Genomic DNA, 2795 nt, shown 5'->3' on the forward strand with positions numbered 1-2795 from the left:
GGCGGCGGCGGCTTTGCCAGCGCGTTCGGCGGCGGTGGCCGGCGGGCCGCGGCCAAGGGCGCGAACGTGGCCTATCGCCTCCAGGTACCGTTCGTCGACGCGGCGACCCTCAACCCGCAGCGCGTGACGCTGGGCGACGGCACCCCGATCGACCTCAAGCTGCCGGCCGGGGTCGAGGACGGCACCCAGATGCGCCTTGCCGGCAAGGGCGAGCCCGGCCCGGGCGGGGCAGGCGACGCGACGGTGACGGTCGAGGTCCAGCCGCACCGTTTCTTCACCCGCGAGGGCGACGACGTCCGGCTCGACCTGCCGATCAGTCTCGCCGAGGCCGTGCTGGGTGGCCAGGTGCGCGTGCCGACGGTCGAGAAGCCGGTGATGCTGACCATCCCCGCGGGCACGTCGTCGGGACGTACCCTGCGCCTCAAGGGCAAGGGTTTTCACCACAAAGGCGGCGGCTCCGATGGCGCACGCGGCGACCAGTTGGTGACGCTGATGGTGCAGGTGCCGGCCGGTGACGCGGCACTGGCGAGCTTCGTCGAAAGCTGGGCGGGGCGCGACGGCGGGAACCCCAGGGCGGCGCTGGGCGTCTGAGCCGCGTGACAGATACCGCCCTTCCCGAAGCCCCCGCCCTCACGCCCGAGGACCGCGCCAAGCATCCCGGCCGCGCGCGCACCGTGCTCAGCCGCGAATATGCCCGCGTGAAGCCAGGCAGCGCGTTCTTCGAGATCGTCAAGCGCGCCGGCTCCGGCGTCTACGACAACGGCTTCATCTATGCCGGCAACCTTGCCTATCTCGCGCTGATGACGCTGTTCCCGTTCTTCATCACCGCCGCCGCGGTACTGTCGCTGCTGGGACAGAGCGCCGAGACCCAGCAGGCGGTATCGTCCTTCCTCCACGTCCTGCCGCCCGATGTCGCCAAGCTGCTCGAGAAGCCGATCCACGACGTGTTGCAGGCGCGTACCGGCTCGCTGCTCTGGCTGGGCGGGCTGGTCGGGCTGTGGACGGTGTCGAGCTTCGTCGACACCATCAAGGACATCTTCCGCCGCGCCTACGGCACCAAGAGCACCGCGGCGCTGTGGCGCTCCAAGCTGGGCACCTCGGCGGCGATCATCGCCTCGGTGCTGCTCGCTTTGCTGTCGTTCCTGGTGCAGGGGCTGCTGACCGCGGCCGAGCAGTTCATCTATCACCTGCTGCCGTTCGCGCGCGATGCGGCGGGGTGGATCGGCCTGTCGCGGCTGATCCCGGGGCTGATCATGTTCGGTGCCCTCTACGCGCTGTTCTATTTCTGCACGCCGTCCAAATACCGCCACTCGAGCAGCCGCAAATGGCCGGGCGCGCTGTTCACCGCGGTCTGGTGGGTCAGCTGCACCGCGCTGCTGCCGGTCGTGCTCGGCCAGCTTGGCGGCTATGACCTAACCTATGGCAGCCTGGCGGGCGTCGTCGTCATGCTGTTGTTCTTCTACCTGATCGGGCTCGGCTTCTGTTTCGGGGCGCATCTCAATGCAGCACTGGCGGAACCGCCCGAGGTGGCGCTACAGGGGGCCGCGACAACGAGAGGGTAGGACGGCACGTGACGGGGTTGATGGCGGGTAAACGGGGCCTCATCATGGGACTCGCCAACGAGAAGTCGCTGGCGTGGGGCATCGCCAAGCACCTCCACGACCATGGCGCAGAACTCGCCTTCACCTATCAGGGCGAGGCGATGGAGAAGCGGGTGCGGCCGCTCGCCGGGCAGCTGGGCTCCGACGTGGTGATCGATTGCGACGTGTCGGACATGGCGAAGCTCGACGCAGCGTTCACGACGCTGGCGCATGGCTGGCCGACGATCGACTTCGTCGTCCATGCGATCGGCTTCTCCGACAAGAACGAGCTGCGCGGCAAGTTCTGCGACACCAGCCTCGACAATTTCCTCATGACCATGAACGTCTCCGCCTACAGCTTCGTCGCCGTCGCCAAGCGCGCGCGGGCGATGATGCCCGAGGGCGGCAGCCTGTTGACGCTGACTTATTATGGCGCGGAGAAGGTCGTGCCGCACTACAACGTGATGGGCGTCGCCAAGGCGGCGCTGGAGGCGAGCGTCAAGTATCTGGCGATGGACCTCGGCCCCGAGAACATCCGCGTGAACGCCATCTCGGCAGGCCCGATCCAGACGCTGGCGGCGCGCGGCATCGGCGATTTCAACTACATCATGAAGTGGAACCAGCTCAACTCGCCGATGCGCCGCAACGTGACGATCGAGGATGTCGGCGGGGCCGGGCTTTACCTGCTGAGTGACCTGGCGAGCGGAGTGACCGGCGAGATCCACCATGTCGACGCCGGCTACAACGTCATCGGCATGAAGGCGGAGGACGCGCCGGACATCGCGCTGGCGTGATGGCCGCCGCGTGAGCGTCAACAGCTTCGGCCATCTCTTCCGCTTCACCACCTGGGGCGAGTCGCATGGGCCGGCGATCGGCGCGGTGGTCGATGGCTGTCCGCCGGGCATCGCACTGGCGGAGAGCGACATCCAGCCCTGGCTCGACAAGCGCCGCCCCGGCACCAGCCGCTTTACCACGCAGCGGCGCGAGCCCGACCTGGTCCGCATCCTCTCCGGCGTGTTCGAGGGCCGCACCACCGGCACGCCGATCAGCCTGATGATCGAGAATGTCGACCAGCGATCGAAGGACTATGCCGAGGTCGCGCAGGCCTATCGCCCCGGCCATGCGGACTATGCCTATGACGCCAAATATGGCCGCCGCGATCCGCGCGGCGGCGGGCGTGCGTCGGCGCGCGAGACCGCCAGCCGCGTGGCGGCG

At 68.4% G+C, this 2795-nt stretch carries 4 protein-coding genes; all 4 read left to right on the forward strand.

Annotated elements, in window-relative coordinates; all coding sequences use genetic code 11:
- Positions 1–591 (forward strand): DnaJ C-terminal domain-containing protein (locus HUU96_RS14300; protein ID WP_302480248.1); only part of this gene is annotated, 591 nt, incomplete at its 5' end.
- 5 nt (positions 592–596) lie between these two features.
- On the forward strand, positions 597–1562 hold the full coding sequence (locus HUU96_RS14305) for a YihY/virulence factor BrkB family protein (RefSeq protein WP_174293413.1): 966 nt from the start codon (positions 597–599) through the stop codon (positions 1560–1562).
- Positions 1563–1570: 8 nt separating this feature from the next.
- Positions 1571–2374 carry an enoyl-ACP reductase FabI gene (fabI, locus tag HUU96_RS14310; protein WP_302480249.1) on the forward strand — a complete coding sequence of 268 codons (804 nt, stop codon included), beginning with the start codon at positions 1571–1573 and terminating at the stop codon, positions 2372–2374.
- A gap of 10 nt (positions 2375–2384) precedes the next feature.
- A partial coding sequence (locus tag HUU96_RS14315) for a chorismate synthase (protein WP_174293415.1) occupies positions 2385–2795 on the forward strand: 411 nt, incomplete at its 3' end.

The organism is Sphingomonas bacterium (assembly GCF_903644135.1).
GTDB lineage: Bacteria > Pseudomonadota > Alphaproteobacteria > Sphingomonadales > Sphingomonadaceae > Sphingomonas.